Raw genomic sequence first — 19,171 nt, forward strand, 5'->3', positions numbered from 1 at the left:
AGGGGCCTAGGAATGAAATTTTGTTAAGGGATATATGGCAAGGTTTCTCTGCGCCATGAACCTTAAAATTATCATAAAAAATGCCGCGGCCCGGTGGGGCGGCGGCAAATAGGGATGGGTTATAGATATTCTTCAAAAAATTCTGCGGTGGCGGATTCGATGCGGCGGCGGACGGAGAAATCGTCGATTTTTTTGCCGGATGCGGCGGTGAAATTGTGAGTGGCATCCTCATACTGGCCGGTCAGGTCCACCAGAGGGCCGCTGTGTTCGGCGGCAGCCTGGCGGGTCAGGTCAATGGTGGTCTGGCTCAGCAATTCGGCATCCCCGGCGGTATAAGCCAGCAGCAGAGGGCCGTTGTAGGTGCGCAGGCTGGCGGTGGGGTCCTGGTCGGCAACCTGCTGCACAAAATCGGCGCTGATCGTTACGCCCCACTTGGGCAGGTCCAGCACGCCGTTCTGTATGGCACCGTCATAAATAGCCTGGCGGCCCTCGGCGCTGTGGTCCAGAAATTCCAACCCGTCCAGCCCTGTGTTATCCGCCGGTGCCCACAGGGCGGCGGCTTTGATGGAATCTTTCAGGTAGACGCTGACGGCGCGGCCGCCCATGCTGTGGCCCAGTAGGCCGATGCGCTCCGGGTCGGCACCCACAGTGTCGGTCAGGTAGGTGATGGCAGAAGTGATATCATCCCGCATGTTGGCGGGGGTGTAAGCGGTGAACGGCTCCTCGCTTTCGCCGCTGCCCGCAAAGTCAATGGCGATGCTAGCAATGCCGTGCTGGGCCAGCGTTTTGGCCAGCGGCTTGGCGTGGCCGTCCAGCTGGCGGCTGCCGGTAAAGCCGTGGCAGATCACCACGGCAGGCATGTTTTCGGCATTGGCAGGGGTGGTCAGCGTGGCATGGATGCTGCCGCGCTCGCCGGGGATGGTAAGCTGCTGCACCTGAACGGATGCCCCACAGCCGGAAAACAGCACCACCGCCGCGCAGACGGCTGCGGCCAGTAGCACCGCAAAAAAGGAACGCAGATGTTTCATGCAGATTCCCCCTTTCTTAGGGTGTAGCTGAAAAGGCGAAAAATTCGTCGGCTTCTTTGCTTTCAGATACATCTTGGGGGTGAGTATACCACACTGCCCCGGCAATAACAACCACCGCGACGTAAACAAACCGTGAACAAACCATCAATTTACACTGGTAAAAAATTGGTTACGACCGCCTACGGGGCGGAGGTTTACTGCCCCGGTTCCCACATGGCAACGGGGGTCATGATGGTGGGATCACTGGCGGGGGCAAGGTACTGCTGGTAGGTCTGGAACCAGTTGTCCGAAAAATCATCATACACCCAGGAAAGCAGCAACAACTGGCCCATAGGGGATTCGGCGGCAATATAGGTGCTTTCACCTGCCTGCCAGCTGGTGTGGAACACGCTGCCGGCGGCAAAGTTCAGCAGCAGGCTTTCGCCGCCCTGACCGCTGTTGGAACGAAACAGCATCATGGTGCCCCATTTTTGGGAGTAGAGGTTGGCAACCGTGGAAGAACCCAACAGATAACCGTAAGGATAATCGGAACGGTCGATCCCCAAAAGGGATTCCAGCGCGGTCTGCTCCCCGTTGCGCAGGTTGAGCCGGATGGCGTTGAACGGGGTATCATCCGGATTCTCCCAAATGCTGGTATTCAGATAGAGAGAATCCCCATACAGCGCGGCATGGGTGAAAGAACCGGAATTTTCGTTCAGGCTGTATAACCGCCGGCTTTGGGCGGTGACGGGGTCGTACAGCACAACGTCATAACTGGTGTTCTGGAACCGGGAAAAATAACTGCCGGCCAGGCTGTAATCGGACATTTTATCGGAAGCGAACGGTTCGGCGCAGCGCTCCCGGAACAGCACAAGCTGGTTGTTCCAGACACCGCAGAGGTGGTCGGTATCCGGGATGGGCATGGTTTCGTACTGGCCGGTGGTGCGCTCCATGCGGAACCAGCGGGTGGGCTCTTCGCCCTGCTGGCTCCGCATGATGCCGTATAAATAGGTGGAATCGCAGCCGCCGATATATACGGCGTCATGATCCAGCCGGACAAGCTCGGTGCGGGTGGTGCCGTCCAGCATTTCAATGCGGCCCTGGCCAAAGGCGTTCTGCATCCGGCGGCGGGCGGCGGTAACATCCTCCTGGGTGTAAGGCTCCAGCTCCTGGGTATAAAGGGCCAGCGGAACCCCGGCATCTGCCGCGCGCGCCCAGCGCATGATCTCATCGTCCGACATGGCGTTGATATCCGCGCCGGAAGCGCCCTTTGCCGTTGTGGGCGAATAGGTGCCGTAAACAAGGTAAACGCAATCCCCGGCGGGAACCAGAGAATACATCTGGTCCGTGATGCGGGCAGGGCAGCTGCTGGTGGTATGGGTGCAGCCGGGCACATCACAGAACACGGTCTGCACGCCGGTGCTCAGGTTAGTGCGAAGGATCAGGTTGGCATCATAATCAAACACAGCGGCAGCGCGGTCATCGTCCCATTGGTAAGCGATGACGTCAGTGTAATAATAATCGCTGGTTTCTGGCAGCGGCTCGGCGGGTAGCAGATCGGTGCTGCCCGGCTGCGGGGTGGGGGCATAGGGCTGCCAGGTCAGCTGCATGCTGTAATAGGCGCGGGGAACATCGTCAAGGGTAAAGGAGCCGTACACACAGGTCAGCAGGGCGTTGCCTCTGGCGCTGTACAGGCCGGTTTCGGCGTAATCGCTGCCGTAAGGCACGGTCCAGTCGCCCAGGTCGGTAAGGCCCTCCCACTGCACCCAGGCGTTCAGCAGGTCGGAGATATTCAGCGATACCGGGCTGCCGGACAGCAGGGTGGGATCGTCCAGCGGGGCCTGAACCCACAGGTTCAGCAGGCGGCCGGTTTTATTATCATAATCCAGGGCGAATGTGGGGGATTCGTTGTATTCGGGGTCGCTTTCATCATAGGCGGCATGGGGGTAGCGCAGCAGCCGCGTAATGCCAAGGGAATCACTGGAAGTATACAGCTCGCCGCTGCTGTAGCTGCTCAGGTTATCGGCTGCCACATGGTACCAGGTGTCCGGCAATACCTCGGCATCATGGAGCTGGGTCAGCAGGCTGGCGGCAAAATCAGCGGCGGTATCGCTGGAGGTCATGTTGTAGCGGCTGTTCCCGGCGGGGGTATACAGGGCTGCTGTGCCGTCCAGCCCGGCGGAAACCATCCAGTCCGTGCGGTTCATCTGGGTGCGGTTTTTGACCTGCTGTAATAGATAAAAATCATCCCCGCTGACCTCGCGGGATTCATACAGGCCAGAGCTTTGATTGACGGTGCCGAACATACGGGCATCCTGTGCGCGGAACCAGAGCAGCGGCAGGCAGGCCAGCACAGCCACCAGGGCGGCGCAGGCCAGCATCAGCAGCTTGCCGCGTTTTGTGGTTTTCATACGGGTTCCTCCTGTGCGAGTTCGGCGGCGGTTTGGTTCGGTGCGGGCAGGGTGACGGTTACGGTGGTGCCTTTGCCAAGCTCGCTTTCCATGGCAAGCGTTCCGCCGTGGGCCTGGGCAATGCGGCTGCACAGGGCCAGGCCCAGGCCGCTGCCGCCCTGGCGGCGGGAACGGGATTTATCCACCATATAAAACGGCTCCACCACGCGGGCCAGCTTGTCCGCCGGGATGCCCTGGCCGTGGTCCTGAACCGTCAGCCGGATGGAACCATCTGCCTGTTCGGCGCAGACCGCAATGGCGCTGCCGGGGGTGCTGGCCTTGGCGGCGTTGGTGACAAGGTTGATGACGAGATCACACAGCAGGTCGGCATCTCCCTGCACGGTCAGGCCGTTGGACTGCATGGTCAGAATGCAGCCGTTCAGAGCGGGGTCAACGGCGCGGCGCGCTTCGGCAAAAACAGAATCCAGCTGCACGGGTACCAGTTGGGGGGCGTGCTCACCCAGGCCCATCAGCTGCAGCAGCTTTCCGCTTAAGGCTTCCAGCCGCTGGGCTTCATGGAAGATGGCCCCGGCGGCTTCACGCTGTTCTTCGGGGTCTGGCTGCATGCTGCGCAAAAGGTCGGCATAGCCGATGATGCCGGTCATGGGGGTTTTGAGCTCATGGGTAAACGCACCCACAAAATCATCCCGCTGCTGGACCGAAAGCTCCAGAGCTTCCACTTTGTCCTGCACGGCACCGGCCATCTGGTCAAAGCCCTGGCTCAGGATTTCAAGCTCATCCCCGGTGTGCATCCTGGTGCGCAAGGCATAATCACCCGCGGCAATGCGGGCGCTGGCGGCGGTCAGCACGGTCAGTGGGTGGGTCAGGCGGCGGCTGACAAGCCAGACCACCACGGCAGCCCCGGCCACCACGGCAGCTTCCAGCAGGAAAAAGCGCTGCAGGCTGCGGTTGCGCGCGGCAAAAATCTCCGTTACATCAAAGGTGGTTACCATCACAAGGCCGCCCAGCAGATCGCTGCGGTAGGTGCGGGTCACATTGGGGCCGTACTGCAAAATGCTTTGGCCGTCCTGCAGGCCGTATATGGCATAGGCTTCGTCCTGGGCGGGGTCAGCGGATGCGCGGAACAGCCCCTGGGAATAAACCCCACGGGCCAGATCCCCTGCGCGCCAGGTGGCGGCGGTGATAAAATCATCCCCGCAGGTATCTTCGCCGCGGCCGGTCTGGTCCAGGTAGTAATCCTCTACCACGCCGCACAGCATGGCGTGCATGCTTTGTTCCTGCTCGGCGGCTGCGCTCAGGCGGTCCATAAAGCTGCCGTTGACCAGCACCGCACCGCCCACGGCAAAAAACGCGGCGATGACCAGCAGCATGATGCAGACAAGTTTTTGAGAAAATTTCATAGAAAAACCCGTAAGTAAGTTTGAAATTAGGAATTTTAGGAATTGGAAATGAGAAATCAGCAATTTGAGGTTATTTCTGGTCGGATTTAAGGCGGTAACCGACACGGTAGACGGTTTCGATCTTATCCGCCCAGCCAAGTTTTTTGCGCAGGCGCTGGATGTGCAGGTCCAGGGTGCGGCTGTCCAGCAGATCACCGCCCCACACCCGCCCGTACAATACATCGCGGTACAGCGCCGCCCCGCGGTTGCGCATGAGCTGCTCCAGCAGGTCGAACTCCCGCGGGGTCAGCTCCACCGCCTTGCCCTGCCGGGTCACGGTGCGGGCCACAATATCCATCGTTACATCAAAGGCGGTCAGGGTCTGGCCGCCGCGGCCGGTGCGGCGCAGTACGGCTTCCACACGGGCTAGAAGTTCTTCGATTTCAAACGGCTTTACGATATAATCATCGGCGCCGAGCTGCAGGCCTCTGACCCGGTCCTTAGTGGCGCCCTTGGCCGTGATAAAGATGACCGGCACCCCCAGCGGGCGCAGGTAGCCCAGCAGCTCGTACCCATCCAGGCCGGGCAGCATAATATCCAGCAGGGCCAGGTCAAAGTCGTGCTCGGCAATCAGGTCCGCCGCGGTGCTGCCATCGTTGGCAACCGTGCAGTCATACCCCGCGCGGCGCAGGCTGACCGCAATCAGCCGGGAAATGGTAATTTCGTCCTCCACAATCAAAATGCGGTTCATCCAATGCCCCCAATCGTTATTTATCTTAAGTATAGCACAGAGTTGTCGCCAAGTTGTATAGAAGTTAGGAGGGAGGAGTTAGGAGTTAGGAGTTGGGCGGCGGGATAAAGGCTGCCGTGAACCGAATAAAAGCATTGTAGGGAACGGTCAAGACCGTTCCCTACAGATTATAATGGAAAGTTACGTAGGAGTTTTAATAACCGGCAGCCCCAAAACTCCTAACGCCTACTTCCTAACTCCTAACTACGCATTATGTACCGCTTGTGCCATATCGCGCACAAAGGCTTCGATGTGGGGCACGGCGGCGGGGCCGTATTGGGCAAAGGGCTTGATGATGGCGCTGCCGACGATGGCACCATCGCTGACTTTAACGCATTAAATCGGGAAAGCCAATGGGTTGAAGAAAAAATTTGAATTTTTCTGCCGTCTTGCACCCAGGGGCAAAAATGCCTATAATGAACACAGAAGCAAAACCACGCGGCGCGTTTGATACGTTTGGCGCGGTAAAAGATAAAAGGAGAACCCCATGCCCGGAATTTTGTATATTGTTGCCACGCCCATTGGCAACCTGGACGATATGCCGCCGCGGGTGGCGGCTACATTTGGCGCGGCGGATTTTGTTGCCGCCGAGGATACCCGCGTGACCCTGAAGCTGCTGAACCATCTTGGCTTAAAAAAGCCGATGATGAGCTATTATGAGCATGCGCTGTACCATGGCGCGGCAATTTTGGACCGCATTGAAGCGGGGGAGAGTTGCGCGCTCTGCTCTGACGCCGGTATGCCCTGCATCAGCGACCCCGGTGAGCAGATCGTGAAAGACGCCATTGCCCGCGGCATTACGGTAACGCCGGTGCCGGGTGCCAGTGCCTGCGTGACGGCGCTGGCGGTTTCGGGGCAGGATACCGCCCGGTTTGTGTTTGAGGGCTTTTTGCCGGTGCCCAAAAAGGAGCGCCGCGAGCGGCTGGAATTTTTGCAGGGGGAGACCCGCACCGTGATTTTTTATGAGGCCCCCCACAAGCTGCGCGGAACACTGGATGACCTGTGCGCCGCCTTTGGCGCGGAGCGCTCCATTACCTTGTGCCGGGAGCTGACCAAGCTGCACGAGGAAATCACCAAGACGACCATCGGTGAAGCTGTGCGCTACTATGAGCAGAACGATCCCCGCGGGGAGTATGTGCTGGTTATGGCCGGTGCCCCGGCGGCGCAGGCTGCGGCGGAGGAAGTGACCCTGCCGGACGCCGTTGCCACTGCCCGCCTGCTGATGGCGCAGGGCACCCCACCCGCCGCAGCCGCAAAACAGGCTGCCAAGGGAACGCCGTTCAGCAAGGGCGATATTTACAAAGAACTGATCGCGGCCAAAGATGAGGACAACCGTGAAGAAGAGAGCGAATGATATGGCCGAGCAACCCATGAAAGTGCTGGTTGTCAGCGATGTACACGGACGTGTGACCCCGCTGCGCTGGCTGCTGAAAAACGAAACTGCCGATGCCCTGTTCTTTTTGGGGGACGGCCTGTATGACCTGGACCAGGCCATTGCCGCAAACGGCGCTGCGCCGGATTACCCCATCTACCGGGTGCGCGGCAACTGCGATATTGGTTCCGATGACCCGGCAGAGGGGCTGGCACCCTTTGGCGGCGTGCTGTTCTTTTATACCCACGGGCATCTGTTCGGGGTAAAATCCGGGTACGAGCGGATCGCCGAATACGCAGCGGACCGCGGGGCGGATGTGGTGCTGTTTGGCCACACCCACTACAAAACGCTGCGCCATGGTACGCCGTTTTCCCCGGCACTGTTCAACCCCGGCAGCCTGCGGGATACCCACAGCTATGGCGTGATCACCATCACGGATGGACAGTGCAGTTTTGAATGGAAGCAGGTGCCGGAACAATGGTAAACGATGCAGTAGTATCCCACAACAGCGTGAACGAGCTGTATTATCTGAAAGAGGTGGACAGCACCAACACCTGGGCAAAGGCAAACCTGGATAAATTCGGCCCGGTGGGGGCAGTGTATACCACCAGCCAGACGGCGGGCCGCGGGCGGCGCGGGCACACCTGGATCAATGCGTCCGGGCAGGCGCTGTATTACACGGTAGTGCTGAAAACTGAGCTGGCTCAGCCCGAAAGCCTGCCGCTGTTTGCCAGCATGGCCGTGGCGGATGCGCTGGAACAGCGGTACGGCATCCAGTGCCAGATCAAATGGCCCAACGACCTGTTGCTGAACGGTAAAAAGATCGTAGGTATTCTGTGCGAGGGGATGCCGGACCACCATGCCATTGTGTGTGGCATTGGCATCAATCTGGCCCAGCCGCAGAGCTATTTTGACGCAATGGCGCTGCCCCATGGAACCAGCCTGGCCTTGCAGGGCATTGCCGTGGACCCGGCGGCGGACGCCGCCGCCCTGGCGGAGAGCATGACGAACTTTGGTTTTGACCGCGCGCTGTACGGCTTTGAGCGGGAGGGCTTTTCCGCTATCCGGGATGCGTATAAGGCACGCTGTGTAAACCTGGGGAGGCATGTGACCTTTGACGGCGGCGAAGGCACCGCCTTGGATGTGGACGAAGAGGGCCGCTTGGTGGTGCAGGGGGCTGAGGGCAGCACCCATGTGTTTACCGGCGAAGTGAGCGTGCACGGCATTTACGGTGCAGTGTGAGCTATAATCTTAGGCAACACCGCACAATTCCCGCCTTGCGGCTTAAGCACCGCTCCGGCAGCTGCCGCACCTCGCTCGCCGTATCGGCACTTAGAATTATGCGGTATTGCCCTTATAATTTTTACTATATTTCGCACTTTTTAACGGCGTGTCCCCGGCGTGGGGGAAATTAACAGAAAGTTCACACCGTTATAATATATTTTTCTCAAGTATTGGGTATCCTATAATCACACGGAACGGAGCCGCAACCGTTGCCGTGGAACATGATTCCTCCTCACACCAAAACGATACCCCATCGCCCCCGCCTGAAGCCGCAATCAGGCGGGGGCAACTTTTGTAGTTAGAAGTTAGGAATTAGGAGTTAGGAATTTGAGGCGGGGCATAGGCTGCGGGCGGGAAATATAGGGCAACACCGCACAATTCCCGCCTGACGGCTTAAGCACCGCTCCGGCGGCTGCGGCACGGCATCTGCGTTGCCAAAATGCTCGATAAGACATCCAGTATTATCTGCGCTTTTGGCTTAGCATCTGCCGCACCTCGCTCGCCGTATCGGCACTTAGAATTATGCGGTATTGCCATAGAGATAAAATCATAAAAAATAAGAATGCAGAGATGTAGAGGAAAAATACATCGCTGCATTCTTTTGTTTTTTGGGGGAGACAAAAAGGCGCGTGATAAAGTGGAACTTGTAAGGGGCGATGCTGGCATCGTCCCTTAGGTGAACCTTGCCGTATATCTCATTATGGCATATACAGCGAGGCCCCGGAACGGTCAAGACCGTTCCCTACAGCTTATTTTATATTGCGATGCAAACATACAAATGATCTGTAGGGCGGAATGCCCTCATCCCGCCGCGGAGAAGCCTTGCTGATTGCTCAAACGCGAACTTGTCGGGGCACAGCCCCTCCATTTTGCTTGCGCAAAAACGTTCTGTCACTCAAACACCCCGCAGGGGTGTTTGTTGCTAGCGCAAACGCGAACTTGTCGGGGCGCGGCCCCTCCATCTTGCTATCGCAAGACCGTTCTGTCGCTTGCACACCCCACTGGGGTATGCATTGTTGAACTTCATTCAACAAACGCGAATTTGACACTTTGTATTTATCGAGAATACTCTTGAAACCATTTTGCAAAGCGTGATTTATTGAAAATAATGAATTTATATAGTTCTCCATTTTTCATATTAACTGTTGCAATTGGAAAGACTATCCACTTCCAAGAGATTTCTTTTATTTCCTGCATCGGCAAAACTAAATTTCTGTATTTTTTGTCAACTGTAAGCTTGTTTGTCTTGTAAGTAAGCGACTGACTATCGAGGTACAGACCTCCTCCAAGTATGCCATTGTGACACAAACTGCAAACAAAAGATTTCATAGAAACATCCCTCCATTAAATCCCGATTTGCCGGAACCGCTATATCCAACAATTGCAATTTTTATGTTTGGCCCCATTAAATTCCGTTTTATCAAAATACAGGCCGGTTTATTTCAGAACCTTATTCCACTTGCCATCATTCTGATAGAAGAAATATACCAAGGATAACAGGTTCTGTTCTGCTCATGGGGGACCTCCAAAAGCGTGTTACTGTTTGCCCAGCTGCCAGAACGCAACGGCGCTGGCGGCGGCAACGTTGAGGGAATCGACCCCGTGGGACATGGGGATGCGCACCGTGTAATCGCAGGCGGCAATGGTGGTGTGGGCAAGGCCATCACCCTCGGTGCCCAGCACGATGGCCAGCTTTGGCTCGGCAGCCAGGGCGGCATCGTCGATAGAAACCGAAAGGTCGGTCAGCGCCATGGCGGCGGTCTTGAAGCCGAGGTCGTGCAGCTGCTGCATGCCCTGCTCCGGCCAGTCGGCGGCGGTGGAGCCGATCTGGGTCCAAGGCACCTGGAACACGGTGCCCATGCTGACCCGCACGGCCCGGCGGCACAGCGGATCGCAGCAGGAGGGTGTGACGAGCACGGCATCCATGTTCAGGGCGGCAGCACTGCGGAAGATGGCCCCGATGTTGGTGGAATCCACAATGCCTTCCAGCACGGCCACCCGGCGGGCATTGCGGCAAACTTCCTCCACCGTGGGCAGCAGGGGACGGTGCATCGCGCACAGCACGCCGCGGGTCAGCTCGAAGCCGGTCAGCTGGGCCAGCATGGCGCGGTCAGCGGTATACACCGGGGTGTTCCCGCAGCGGGCCAGAACCTCGCTGGCCGGGCCGGTGATCTGCTTGCGCTCCATTAAAAAGGAGATAGGCTGATACCCGGCATCCAGTGCGCGGGCAATCACCTTGGGGCTTTCGGCAATAAAAATGCCTTTTTCCGGTTCCAGGCGGCTGCGCAGCTGAGCCTGGGTCAGCCGGGCGTAAACGTCCAGCTCCGGGGCGGCAAAATCAGTAATTTCAATCACGTTCGGCATACAAAAAGGCGCTCCTTTGCAAAGCTTTGCCTTTATTGTAGCACACCGCAGAAAATCTGGCAAAAAGCATTGACAGGACTAGATAGATGCAGTATCATCCAAATGGTTGATAGTGCATCCAACTTGAAAAGGAGGCCAAACATGCAGGCAGAACAGAACAAGGACCCGACCGAGCGGCAGATGACCAAAATTGCGCGGGAAGTGGCCAAGTTTACCGTACAGATGATGAAAGCCGATGGCATTGGCACGGCAGAGTTTGATTTTATTCATCTGGTACGCCACAACCCCGGCATGACCCAGGCGGATGTGCGTGCGGCCCTGAAGATTGATAAGGGGGCGGCCGCCCGCCGTGCGGCCAGCCTGGAAGCCAAGGGCTACCTGGTGCGCAAACCGAACCCGGACGATGGCCGCAGCCAGCTGCTGTATGCCACGCCCAAGGCCGAGGAACTGAAAAACTCCAAAGCTGCGATTGAAACCGTATTTTATGCCTGGCTGGTGGAGGAACTGCCGGAGGCTGAACGGGAAGCCTTTTGCAAAACGCTGGAAACCCTGTATTGGCGCAGCAAAAACCAGCGGCGGGCAGGGTTCCCGGATGTGACGGCGCGGGTGCAGCAGATGAATGGGGAGGAAATGCAGGATGAAGAACACGGAAAGAGTTCCGGTGCGCCAGCCGGACCGGGTGCTGAGTTACTTCGAAAACCAGAGGCCGGTGCTGGCGGTGGTAACGGTATCGGGCCTGATCTATAACCTGGGTCTGGTGGTCGGCCCCTGGTTTGAGGGCCAGCTGGCCCAATGCCTGCTGGGCATTTTGAACGGGAACGAAACCTTTGCCGCCATGGCGGCGCTGTGTACGGGCTATTTGATCGCCATTGCGGTGGTGCAGGGGTCGCGGTTCATCAAGCGGCTGTATGTGCGCAAGTTTGCCAACAACATCAACCGCAGCATGAAACAGGTGCTGTACGCCAATCTGGTGCGGAAAGACAAGGTTGAGCTGGAACAGGCCGGCACCGGCACCCTGATGACCAAAGCTATTTCCGATGTGGACGCCTGTGCCGAGGGCATGCGCAAGTTCACCACGGAAATTTTTGATACCGGCATTGCCCTGCTGGCCTATGCCGTGATGCTGCTGGGGTACGACTGGCGGCTGGCGCTGCTCTGCCTGGTGTTTGCGCCGATCTCCTATTATATTGCCGAGCAGATGAAAATCCTGGTGCAGCGCACCGGCGCTGCCAACAAGGAGAGCACAGGCCGCCTGAGCGCCGCCACACTGGACCGGGTGTCCGGCGCGCTGACCTACCGCGTGTATGGCTGTGAGCCGCAGCGCGATGCCGCGTATGAAGCCTGCCTGCAGGATTACGAGCGTACCGCCGTCAAAGCCGGGCTGCCGGTGGCCGCCATGCCGCCGCTGTACGGGGTCATCTCGATGACCGGCGTTCTGTTCATCTTTACCTTTGGTGCGCGCAATGTGGCGGGCACCGGCTGGGCCGCCTGGGATATTGCAGCGTTCACCACGTTCTTGTCCTGCTTTGGCAAATTGGCGGTCAAATCCTCCCACGCGGCAAAGCTGTTCAACGCGGTACAGAAAGCCCAGGTATCCTGGGGACGCATCAAACCACTGATGCGCCAGCCGGACCCCCTGCCGGAAGAGATCCCGGCCAAGCCGGAAACCCTGACCGTGAACAAGCTTGGCTTTGCCTACCGGGGCGGGGCACCGGTTTTGCAGGATATCACCTTTACCGCGCAGCCGGGCCGGATTTTTGGCATTACCGGCGCGGTGGCCTGCGGCAAATCCACACTGGGCAAAGCGTTTTTGTGTGAGCTGCCCTATACCGGTTCCATCCAGTACGGCGGGCGTGAGATGGCCGGCATGACGGACGCGGAGCGCTGCGGCGTGGTTGGCTACCTGGGGCATGACCCCGAGCTGCTGAGCGACAGCATCCGCAACAACATCCTGCTGGGCAGAGATGACGACGCCTGGAAGTACCTGCGGGCTGTCTGCCTGGAGGATGAAGTAAAAGCCATGCCGAACGACCTGGATACCCGCGTGGGCGATGGCGGCGTGCGCCTGTCCGGCGGGCAGCAGCAGCGCCTGGCTTTGGCCCGCACACTGGCCCACCCGCGCCCGCTGCTGGTGCTGGACGACCCGTTCTCGGCTCTGGACCGCAAAACCGAAGAACAGGTTTTTGCCAACCTGCGTAAAATGACCGTGGGCAGCACCGTGCTGCTGATCAGCCACCGGCTGTACCTGTTCCCCCAGATGGACGGCGTGTTGTGGATACAGGACGGCAAAGCAGTCTGTGCAGCCCACAAGGAACTGATGGTGCAGAACCCGCAGTATGCCGCGCTGGTGAACGCCCAGGAAGGAGGCGAGCAGGATGAACCGGAAAATTGAGACCGTGCGCAGCGTTGTGCGGGGTACCGTGCGCCGCCAGCCGCTGCTTTGCACCGCGCTGGTGCTGGCCGTGGCCGGCGCGGTGGCGGCAAGCCTGCTGCCGCCGCTGGTACTGGGCCGCGTGGTGGACCACCTGACGGCCCGGCAGGTGGTGCCCTTTGCGCTGGCGTTGGGGTACTTTGGGCTGCTGGCACTTTCCGGTGGGTTGGAATCTTTGCGGGAAAGCTTGCTGACCGTGTTTGGACAGAGAATGACCCACGCCCTGCGCAGCGCCATGTGCGCCAAGCTGGACAAGCTCCCGGCGGAAGCCTTTGTAAACCAGGAATCCGGCGCGGCGGTTTCCCGCTTTGTGGGTGATGTGGACACGGTGGAAGAGCTGTTCACCTCCGGCATCATCAGCATGTTTGCGGATGCCTGCCGCCTGTGCGGCATTCTGGCCGTGATTTTTGCAGAGAACCGCGGGTTGGCGTTGATCCTGCTGGTGGTTTTGCCGCTGCTGTATCTCTTTACCCGCGTGGTGCAAAAGCGGATGCTGAAAGCGCAGCTGCAAAACCGTGCCGCTGTGGCGCGGGCTTCTGCCCATGTGCCGGAAACGCTGCGCTGCATCCGCACCATCCACACCCTGCGGCGGGAAAATTACATGGAAAAAGCCTATGACGAAGCGCTGGACGACAGCTTTGCCGCGGTGGAGAAAACCAATTTTTACGATGCCTGCTATTCGCCTGTGATTTTGATTATGAACGCGGCGGTGGTGGCGCTGGTCATGCTGCTTTCTGCAGCGGGCAGCCCGGAAGTGCGGGCGTTCTTCGGCATGTCGGTTGGCACGGCTGTGGCGGTTATTGCCTATATTTCCCAGGTGTTCACCCCGCTGGAAAGCATCGGCATGGAGATTGAGACGATTCAATCCGCTGTGGCCGGTGTGCGGCGCATCAACGGCTTTTTGGCGCAGGCAGAGCGCATCCCCACGGCCGAGACTGCCCCGCAGGCCGTGCCGGGTGCCCCCAGCGTGGAGCTGCAGAACGTGCATTTTGGCTATGAGAGCGATGAGGAAGTGCTGCACGGCCTGAGCTTTGCCGTGCAGAAAGGCGAGCAGGTCACCCTGACCGGCCGCACCGGCGCGGGAAAGAGCACCATCTTTAAGCTGCTGCTGGGCTTGTACCGCCCGCAGCAGGGCCAGGTGATGCTGAACGGTGTGGAAGCCGCCACACTGCCGGATACTGCCCGCCGCCCGCTGGTTGGCTATGTGGAGCAGAGCTTCCGCCGTGTGCCGGGCACCGTGCGGGACCAGATCACCCTGTTTGATGCCGCCATCACCCCGCAGCAGGCGGAGGATGCCGCCCGCACCGTGGGCCTGCATGATGCCATTGCGGCGCTGCCCGAAGGGTACGATACCCCGTGTACGCCGGGCATCTTCTCGCAGGGGCAGTGGCAGCTGCTTTCCATCGCGCGCGCCATTGCAGCCGGGCCGCAAATCTTGCTGCTGGATGAAATTACCGCAAACCTGGACGCCGGAACAGAACAGACTGTTCTGGATGCTTTGCAGCGCGCCGGTCAGAACCGCACCGTGGTTTCCATCAGCCACCGGCTGTACAACCGCACCGGCGGGCGAAGCATTGAGATCTGACACTGACCACTTTAAGCACCGAAAAAGAGCAATTTTTGACCCTTTACAGCGGGCGGCGGCTGTACTAAAATAATCCCTGCTTTGGGGGTGTGGCTTGGAAATTGAGAATTCAGGTTCCCGGCACCTCCTGGGGAGGAAAGTACCATGGCAAAAGACTTAAGGCAAGCCGTTCCCGGTGCTGCTGCAGTTCACCATGCAAAGGCAGTGAGAAATCTGCTGGACAGCTCCGGTGTTCGATACATTTATCTTCCACCATATAGTCCTGATCTGAATCCTATTGAAAAGCTCTGGTCGAAGGTGAAGGCTTTCCTTCGTAAATTCAAGGCACGGACCCTGGATGCTCTTCCGAACGCGATACAATGCGCTTTTCAGACAGTTTCGCCTTCTGACTGCTCAGGCTGGTTCCATTCCTGCGGCTATTCGCCTTATTTTTGAAAATTGCTATAAAACCCATTTTGCCGGAGCCCCGGCCCAGCGCAAAATCCCAGGTGGATACCCCTGCGCCGGGTGTCTGCCGCTCACTTTTTCCGCGTGGCAATGTCCTGAAAGCAGAAATAGTCCGGTTGGTGGCGGGACTGGGTGTACTCAAACAGCAGACCGGCGGCGTTGAAAGTCTGGTTCGCGACGATGACCACGCAGCCATAGGTGCCCATGTCCAGCAGCTTTTCGTCGCGGGCGGTGGCGTGTTCCACCGTGATGCGGCGCTTGCTGGTGATGATCTGCATTCCCAGTGTGTTCTCAATGTAATCGTAGATTGAGCTGGCCGCAATCTGCGGCGTCAGGCCGGGGACAAACTCCTTTAAAAAGTAGTTGACGTCGAGAATCAGCGCTTTGCCGTCGAGATACCGCACGCGTTCAATACTCCATAGCTCATCCCCAACCGAGAAACCGCTCTTGGCGGCAAAGCACTCATCGGCGATGACAGTCTCAAACTTCGTGACCTTCGTCACGGCGCGAAGGCGGTTGCGGCGGGCGGTTTCTTGAAACGTCTCGATGCCGCCGATGGTAAACGTCGTTTTGCCCACCGGCTGGTAGATGACCCGCACGCCGCGCCCCTGCATGGTCTGCACATAGCCGTCGGCTACCAGCTCCGCCAATGCGCGTCGAACTGTGTTGCGGGAGCAGGCGTATTCCTCTATTAAGGTATTCTCGCTGGGCAGCAGCGATTGATAGGGGTAATCCTGCGCCTCGATGCGTTTTTTGATGCTGTGATAAATGCCCTCATATTTTGCCTTTGGCATGGTGTGTACCTCACAACTTGTTCAAACATTTACTTTAGTATACCGTTTTTTCGGCTGAATTTCAAGTGGGCAACTTGTGAGCAGTGCCGAAAATAGGCGTACTGCACTGCTTTTTTGCAAAAGCATATTGACTTGTATGAACAAGTCTGGTATTCTGTGGCTGTAAGGAGAACTTGTATGAACAAGTTCGAAGATGCCCGCTCTACCGGGCAAAAGGAGGAAAACATCATGGGTAAATACGAACAGGACGCGCGGCAGCTGCTTGAGTACGTTGGCGGCAAAGAGAACATTGCGGCAGTATCCCACTGCGTATCGCGTATGCGATTTGTCCTCAACGATCCCGCCAAGGCGGACGTTGCCAAGATCGAGGCACTGAAATCCGCCAAGGGCACTTTCACCCAGGCGGGCCAGTTCCAGGTCATCATCGGCAACACGGTCAACGATTTCTACAATGATTTCATCGCGGTCTCCGGCATCGACGGTGTCTCCAAGGAGGCTGTCAAGAGCGCGGCCAAGCAGAACCAGAACGCGCTGCAAAAGGTCATGAGTGTGCTGGCTGAGATTTTTGCCCCGCTGATCCCCGCCATCATCACCGGCGGTTTGATTCTCGGCTTCCGCAACTGCATTGACAGCATCTACTTTTTTAATAACGGCACCCAGACGCTGTGCGACATCAGCCAGTTCTGGTCCGGCGTGGACAGCTTCCTGTGGCTGATCGGCGAGGCCGTTTTCCACATGCTGCCGGTCTGCATCTGCTGGTCCGTCACCAAAAAGATGGGCACGACCCAGAGCCTGGGCATCGTCCTCGGCCTGACGCTTGTTTCCGGCCAGCTGCTGAACGCCTACTCTGTCGCATCCACAGCAGCGGCAGATATCCCCAAGTGGGATTTCGGCTTCTTCACCATCAACATGATCGGCTACCAGGCACAGGTTATCCCTGCCATGCTGGCCGCGTTCACGCTGGTGTATCTGGAAAAATTCTTCCGCAAGATCTGCCCGCCGGTCATCTCGATGATCGTTGTACCGTTCTGCTCGCTGGTCCTGTCCGTCATCGTCGCTCATACCATCCTTGGCCCCATCGGCTGGAAGATCGGCTCCGTCATCTCTGATGTTGTCTACGCTGGCATTTCCGGCTCCTTCCGCGTGGTCTTTGGCGCAATCTTCGGTTTTGTTTATGCCCCGCTGGTCATCACCGGCCTGCATCACATGTCTAACGCCATCGAGCAGCTGATCGCCGACTTCGGCGGTACGATGCTGTGGCCGATGATCGCGCTGTCCAACATTGCGCAGGGCTCCGCCGTCCTTGGCATGATCTATCTGCAGCGCAAGAACGCGGACGCTCAGGAGGTCAACGTACCCTCCTGCATCTCCTGCTACCTCGGCGTTACCGAGCCCGCTATGTTCGGCGTCAACCTGAAATTCCACTTCCCGTTTATCTGCGGCATGATTGGATCTGCCATCGCGGCAGCTGTCTGCGTGGCTACTTCTACCACGGCCAACGCCATCGGCGTCGGCGGCATCCCCGGCATTCTGTCCATCCAGCCCGCCTATATGCTCAGCTTTGCGCTGTGCATGGTCATTGCCATCGTTGTGCCCTTTGTGCTGACCGTCAGCGTCGGCAAAAAGAAAGGCATTGCCTGATTTTGTGAGGTGTGTACCATGAATGATTTTAAAGATAAAGTTGTCTACCAAATTTACCCGAAATCCTTCATGGACTCGAACGGTGACGGCTTCGGCGATTTGAAGGGCGTCACCGCGAAACTGGACTACCTCGCCGACCTGGGCGTTGACTATCTCTGGCTGACGCCGTTCTTCCCCTCGCCCCAGCGCGACAACGGCTATGATGTGGCCGACTACCGTGCCGTTGACCCGCGCTACGGCACGATGGAGAATCTGGAGGAGCTTATCCGCGAGGCGGACAGGCGCGGCATCGGCCTGATGCTGGACATGGTGTTCAACCACACCTCCACCGAGCATGAGTGGTTCAAAAAAGCACTGGCGGGCGACAAAAAGTACCAGAACTATTACATCTTCAAGAACGGCACGCCCGACTGCTACCCGACGAACTGGGTGTCGAAATTCGGCGGCCCTGCGTGGGAATACGTGCCGTGCCTTGGCAAATGGTATCTGCATCTTTACGACGTCATGCAAGCCGACCTGAACTGGGAGAACCCCGCCGTGCGGGAGAAAATGGCCGACATCCTGCGATTCTGGAAGGCGAAGGGCATCAAGGGTTTCCGTTTCGACGTCATCAACGTCATTTCCAAGCCCAAATTTTACGAGGACGACTACGAGGGCGACGGCCGCCGCTTCTACACCGATGGCCGCAACGTCCACAAGTACCTGAAGGGGCTGGTCGCCGCGGGCGGCATCGACGGCATGATCACGGTGGGGGAGATGTCCTCCACCACGCTGGAAAACTGCATCGGCTACACCACTGAGGGCAACCACGAGCTGACGATGTGCTTCAATTTCCACCACCTGAAGGTCGACTACAAGGACGGGCAAAAGTGGGAATTGAGGGAGCCTGATTACCTCGCCATGAAGAAACTGTTCCAGACCTGGCAGGAGGGGATGCAGGCCCACGGCGGCTGGAATGCGCTGTTCTGGTGCAACCACGACCAGCCCCGTGCGGTCAGCCGCTTTGGCAGCGACACGACCTACTGGAAGGAAAGCGCCAAGATGCTGGCGGTGGCCACCCACTTTATGCGCGGCACACCGTACATTTATCAGGGCGAGGAGCTGGGCATGACGAACCCGCACTTCACAAAAATCGAGCAGTACCGCGACGTCGAGAGCCTCAACTACTACAGGATCCTGCGAGAGCAGGACAAGACCGAGGCCGAGACGCTGGACATTATCGCCCAGCGCAGCCGCGACGACAGCCGCACCCCGATGCAGTGGGACGCGAGCGAGAACGCCGGGTTTACCACCGGTACGCCGTGGATCGGCATTGCCGACAACTACAAGGCCATCAACGCCGCTGCCCAAATGGACGCCCCGGATTCCATCCGCAGCTTTTACAAAACGCTGGTGGCCCTGCGCAAGAAAATGCCGGTCATCAGTGCGGGAAAAATCGAGTTCTTGTACCCCGACAACGCGGATTTGTTAGCCTATCGCCGGTACGACGGCGAGACGGAGCTGCTGGTTCTCTGCAACCTGCGGGAGCGGGAAATTGCCAAGCCCCTGCCCGTAGGCTGGACCGATGCCGAGAAACTGCTGGGTAACTACCCCGACACCGCCGACACGCTGCGCCCCTATGAGTGCGTAGTGCTGAAAAAGTGAAGGCTGCCGTATTATCTTTTCG

Annotated in this window: 17 protein-coding genes; 10 read left to right on the forward strand and 7 right to left on the reverse strand. The window is 58.3% G+C overall.

Annotated features, from left to right (window positions below):
* Window positions 1-119: 119 nt before the first annotated feature.
* The 4 genes from PG062_RS12205 to PG062_RS12220 form a co-directional block, all read right to left on the reverse strand.
* Window positions 120-1,028 (reverse strand): alpha/beta hydrolase family protein, encoded by a 909-nt coding sequence (locus tag PG062_RS12205; RefSeq protein ID WP_270752497.1) that lies wholly within the window; start codon window positions 1,026-1,028, stop codon window positions 120-122.
* Window positions 1,029-1,222: 194 nt separating this feature from the next.
* Entirely contained in the window at window positions 1,223-3,418 is a 2,196-nt protein-coding gene (locus PG062_RS12210; RefSeq protein WP_270752498.1) for a hypothetical protein, read from the reverse strand.
* Window positions 3,415-4,818: a sensor histidine kinase gene (locus tag PG062_RS12215; RefSeq protein ID WP_113999859.1), complete on the reverse strand. Its 1,404-nt coding sequence runs from the start codon at window positions 4,816-4,818 to the stop codon at window positions 3,415-3,417. The genes PG062_RS12210 and PG062_RS12215 overlap by 4 nt, the downstream gene beginning before the upstream one ends.
* A 70-nt stretch (window positions 4,819-4,888) precedes the next feature.
* Complete coding sequence (locus PG062_RS12220; RefSeq protein ID WP_113999860.1) at window positions 4,889-5,548, reverse strand: response regulator transcription factor; 660 nt, start codon at window positions 5,546-5,548, stop codon at window positions 4,889-4,891.
* Between the two features lie 252 nt (window positions 5,549-5,800).
* Between PG062_RS12220 and PG062_RS12225 the strand changes: the two genes are divergently transcribed.
* From PG062_RS12225 to PG062_RS12240, 4 genes are all read left to right on the forward strand, one after another.
* On the forward strand, window positions 5,801-5,962 hold the full coding sequence (locus PG062_RS12225) for a hypothetical protein (protein ID WP_270752499.1): 162 nt from the start codon (window positions 5,801-5,803) through the stop codon (window positions 5,960-5,962).
* A gap of 112 nt (window positions 5,963-6,074) precedes the next feature.
* Complete coding sequence (rsmI, locus tag PG062_RS12230) at window positions 6,075-6,941, forward strand: 16S rRNA (cytidine(1402)-2'-O)-methyltransferase (RefSeq protein WP_270752500.1); 867 nt, start codon at window positions 6,075-6,077, stop codon at window positions 6,939-6,941.
* Window positions 6,922-7,443: a metallophosphoesterase family protein gene (locus PG062_RS12235; RefSeq protein WP_270752501.1), complete on the forward strand. Its 522-nt coding sequence runs from the start codon at window positions 6,922-6,924 to the stop codon at window positions 7,441-7,443. Before rsmI ends, PG062_RS12235 begins: the two co-directional genes overlap by 20 nt.
* Window positions 7,437-8,201, forward strand: coding sequence for a biotin--[acetyl-CoA-carboxylase] ligase (locus tag PG062_RS12240; protein ID WP_270752502.1), 765 nt, complete (start codon window positions 7,437-7,439; stop codon window positions 8,199-8,201). The genes PG062_RS12235 and PG062_RS12240 overlap by 7 nt, the downstream gene beginning before the upstream one ends.
* 1,098 nt (window positions 8,202-9,299) lie before the next feature.
* Here PG062_RS12240 and PG062_RS12245 read toward each other — a convergent pair.
* Both PG062_RS12245 and PG062_RS12250 read right to left on the reverse strand, forming a co-directional pair.
* Window positions 9,300-9,572 carry a hypothetical protein gene (locus PG062_RS12245; RefSeq protein ID WP_015518051.1) on the reverse strand — a complete coding sequence of 91 codons (273 nt, stop codon included), beginning with the start codon at window positions 9,570-9,572 and terminating at the stop codon, window positions 9,300-9,302.
* Between the two features lie 207 nt (window positions 9,573-9,779).
* Complete coding sequence (locus PG062_RS12250) at window positions 9,780-10,607, reverse strand: TrmH family RNA methyltransferase (protein WP_270752503.1); 828 nt, start codon at window positions 10,605-10,607, stop codon at window positions 9,780-9,782.
* Window positions 10,608-10,748: 141 nt separating this feature from the next.
* Here PG062_RS12250 and PG062_RS12255 point away from each other — a divergent pair, with 141 nt between their 5' ends.
* The 4 genes from PG062_RS12255 (at window position 10,749) to PG062_RS12270 (ending at window position 15,058) form a co-directional block, all read left to right on the forward strand.
* Entirely contained in the window at window positions 10,749-11,354 is a 606-nt protein-coding gene (locus tag PG062_RS12255; protein WP_333559421.1) for a MarR family winged helix-turn-helix transcriptional regulator, read from the forward strand.
* Window positions 11,245-12,999, forward strand: a complete 1,755-nt coding sequence (locus PG062_RS12260) for an ABC transporter ATP-binding protein (protein ID WP_270752504.1) — start codon at window positions 11,245-11,247, stop codon at window positions 12,997-12,999. Before PG062_RS12255 ends, PG062_RS12260 begins: the two co-directional genes overlap by 110 nt.
* Window positions 12,983-14,623 carry an ABC transporter ATP-binding protein gene (locus PG062_RS12265; RefSeq protein ID WP_270752505.1) on the forward strand — a complete coding sequence of 547 codons (1,641 nt, stop codon included), beginning with the start codon at window positions 12,983-12,985 and terminating at the stop codon, window positions 14,621-14,623. The genes PG062_RS12260 and PG062_RS12265 overlap by 17 nt, the downstream gene beginning before the upstream one ends.
* Before the next feature lie 144 nt (window positions 14,624-14,767).
* Window positions 14,768-15,058, forward strand: a complete 291-nt coding sequence (locus PG062_RS12270) for a transposase (RefSeq protein WP_270752506.1) — start codon at window positions 14,768-14,770, stop codon at window positions 15,056-15,058.
* An 83-nt stretch (window positions 15,059-15,141) separates the two neighbouring features.
* Here the strand turns inward: PG062_RS12270 and treR are convergent, their stop codons facing one another.
* The gene (treR, locus tag PG062_RS12275) at window positions 15,142-15,864 is read right to left on the reverse strand and encodes a trehalose operon repressor (RefSeq protein ID WP_270752507.1); all 723 of its coding nucleotides are present in this window, start codon (window positions 15,862-15,864) and stop codon (window positions 15,142-15,144) included.
* A 228-nt stretch (window positions 15,865-16,092) separates the two neighbouring features.
* Here treR and treP point away from each other — a divergent pair, with 228 nt between their 5' ends.
* Both treP and treC read left to right on the forward strand, forming a co-directional pair.
* Complete coding sequence (gene treP, locus PG062_RS12280) at window positions 16,093-17,505, forward strand: PTS system trehalose-specific EIIBC component (RefSeq protein ID WP_408611416.1); 1,413 nt, start codon at window positions 16,093-16,095, stop codon at window positions 17,503-17,505.
* A gap of 18 nt (window positions 17,506-17,523) precedes the next feature.
* On the forward strand, window positions 17,524-19,149 hold the full coding sequence (treC, locus tag PG062_RS12285) for an alpha,alpha-phosphotrehalase (RefSeq protein WP_270752508.1): 1,626 nt from the start codon (window positions 17,524-17,526) through the stop codon (window positions 19,147-19,149).
* Window positions 19,150-19,171 lie beyond the last annotated feature (22 nt).

This window comes from Gemmiger qucibialis (genome assembly GCF_027689445.1).
Lineage (GTDB): Bacteria > Bacillota > Clostridia > Oscillospirales > Ruminococcaceae > Gemmiger > Gemmiger qucibialis.

Coding starts and splice junctions, on each gene's coding strand:
- PG062_RS12270 (WP_270752506.1), top strand. CDS start 14,768: ATGGCAAAAGACTTAAGGCAAGCCGTTCCCGGTGCTGCTGCAGTTCAC.
- treP (WP_408611416.1), top strand. CDS start 16,093: ATGGGTAAATACGAACAGGACGCGCGGCAGCTGCTTGAGTACGTTGGC.
- PG062_RS12205 (WP_270752497.1), bottom strand. CDS start 1,028: ATGAAACATCTGCGTTCCTTTTTTGCGGTGCTACTGGCCGCAGCCGTC.
- PG062_RS12250 (WP_270752503.1), bottom strand. CDS start 10,607: ATGCCGAACGTGATTGAAATTACTGATTTTGCCGCCCCGGAGCTGGAC.
- PG062_RS12220 (WP_113999860.1), bottom strand. CDS start 5,548: ATGAACCGCATTTTGATTGTGGAGGACGAAATTACCATTTCCCGGCTG.
- PG062_RS12265 (WP_270752505.1), top strand. CDS start 12,983: ATGAACCGGAAAATTGAGACCGTGCGCAGCGTTGTGCGGGGTACCGTG.
- PG062_RS12240 (WP_270752502.1), top strand. CDS start 7,437: ATGGTAAACGATGCAGTAGTATCCCACAACAGCGTGAACGAGCTGTAT.
- PG062_RS12210 (WP_270752498.1), bottom strand. CDS start 3,418: ATGAAAACCACAAAACGCGGCAAGCTGCTGATGCTGGCCTGCGCCGCC.
- treR (WP_270752507.1), bottom strand. CDS start 15,864: ATGCCAAAGGCAAAATATGAGGGCATTTATCACAGCATCAAAAAACGC.
- rsmI (WP_270752500.1), top strand. CDS start 6,075: ATGCCCGGAATTTTGTATATTGTTGCCACGCCCATTGGCAACCTGGAC.
- PG062_RS12255 (WP_333559421.1), top strand. CDS start 10,749: ATGCAGGCAGAACAGAACAAGGACCCGACCGAGCGGCAGATGACCAAA.
- treC (WP_270752508.1), top strand. CDS start 17,524: ATGAATGATTTTAAAGATAAAGTTGTCTACCAAATTTACCCGAAATCC.
- PG062_RS12225 (WP_270752499.1), top strand. CDS start 5,801: ATGTACCGCTTGTGCCATATCGCGCACAAAGGCTTCGATGTGGGGCAC.
- PG062_RS12260 (WP_270752504.1), top strand. CDS start 11,245: ATGAAGAACACGGAAAGAGTTCCGGTGCGCCAGCCGGACCGGGTGCTG.
- PG062_RS12215 (WP_113999859.1), bottom strand. CDS start 4,818: ATGAAATTTTCTCAAAAACTTGTCTGCATCATGCTGCTGGTCATCGCC.
- PG062_RS12245 (WP_015518051.1), bottom strand. CDS start 9,572: ATGAAATCTTTTGTTTGCAGTTTGTGTCACAATGGCATACTTGGAGGA.